Source organism: Arthrobacter sp. GAS37, from assembly GCF_044908325.1.
GTDB classification, from domain to species: Bacteria; Actinomycetota; Actinomycetes; order Actinomycetales; family Micrococcaceae; genus Arthrobacter; species Arthrobacter ramosus.
The window spans coordinates 1-1,452 of record NZ_JBIYDB010000090.1; the positions used below are offsets into that span (position 1 = coordinate 1).

Consider the following 1,452-nt stretch of genomic DNA (forward strand, 5'->3'; position numbering starts at 1 on the left):
GGATGAGCGGCTCCTGGCTTTTGGTTCAGGGGGCCGCTCATCGTATGCCGGCCGGTCGTGGTGAAGGCGTTGGCGGGTCTTTCTCGACTGGGCAGTGTCAGGCTGACATTCGCGGGTTGGTTAACGCATGACGATCTGTTCGGCTGGAGCTGTATCGGTGTCTAGAATCGAGCGTCGGCTGTGTGACCTGCCTGCTCATAGCTTTCCTCTCGAGTTGGCTCCGCGTGCTGCCGTCTTGCTTCCATCACGTCCCCGGGGGGCACGTTCGGGTCAGGCTGCGCTCATGTGTTCTCCTTGCTGGAGCGGGGCGGCCAGTGACCAGCACCATCCGGCGAGTTCGCGGGCGATGGCGGTGTTGGCCTTGACTGACATTTTGTGCCGGTCATCGAAGTGTTCCCATTTGTGGTGGAGCCGGTGGTTTGCCTCCAGAGCGCGGATGCGGGTTGCCGGGGCGACGAGATCGAGCTGGCGCAGCAGCCGTTCCCCGGGCCGGGCATAGGGGCGCCGGTGCTGCCAGGCGGATTCGATGAGGAGTTTGCGGGCGTAGGTGTTCCCGGCCTTGGTGATCGGGCCCTGGTGCCGGGACTGGCCGGAGGAGTTCTCGCTGGGGACCAGCCCGAGGTAGGAGCCGATGGACGAACCGGTGAACCGGGTCCAGTCCCCGATCTCCACGGCCAGCCCGAACGCGGTCGTCATCTGGATACCGCGCAGACACATCAACGCCTCAATCACCGGGGAGTAGCGGCACGCGACGGCCGTGGCGGCGACCTGCTTATCGATGCGCGCCACGTGCCCGGCGAGCAGTTCGGCCTGCTCGAGATCGGCCTGATAGGTGAACTGCAGCGCCGGTTCCCCGAAGTGCTGGCGGTGCAGCCACAGGCTGTGTTCCTTCGTCCAGCGGGTGTCCTTGGGGTAGCGGATGCCGTGGCGCAGCAGGACGGCGTTCACGTGCTGGCGGGCGTGGGCGAGGTCGGTGGCCGTGCCGGAGCGCAGCCGGGACAGGTCCCGCAACGCTTCTTCCTCCACATCGGGGATCCGCACCTCGGTCACCGAACCGACCGCGAGCATCTCGGCCAGCACCCGGGCATCGCGCCTGTCCGTCTTAATCCGGTCCCCGGGAGCGCGCAGCAGTTTCGAGGATGCGGCAACGACGCAGTTGATGCCCGCGGCCTGCAGGTACCGGGCCAGGACGAATCCGGTAGGGCCGGACTCGTAGACGACCTTGACGCCCGGGCCGAACCGCCGGATCCACTCCAGTACCATCGCAGGGTCAGCAGCCATGGTGTGGGCGCTGATTTCACCCGTGGCCGGGTTCAGCGCATGGCCCACCACGTTGACCGCGTGAACATCCAGACCAATGAAAGTAAGCTCAAACATAGCCGGGACCTCCCAAACCTCACATGTGGCACTACCATTGCACTCCCCGGGAGCCGTCAGGCCAAGGGAGCCGTC

The 1,452-nt window shown here is 65.9% G+C and carries 1 protein-coding gene; it reads right to left on the bottom strand.

Features of this window, described 5'->3' with window-relative positions; genetic code table 11:
- Positions 1-270: 270 nt before the first annotated feature.
- Complete coding sequence (locus ABH924_RS24795) at positions 271-1,377, bottom strand: IS110 family transposase (RefSeq protein ID WP_404503188.1); 1,107 nt, start codon at positions 1,375-1,377, stop codon at positions 271-273.
- Between the last annotated feature and the right edge of the window lie 75 nt (positions 1,378-1,452).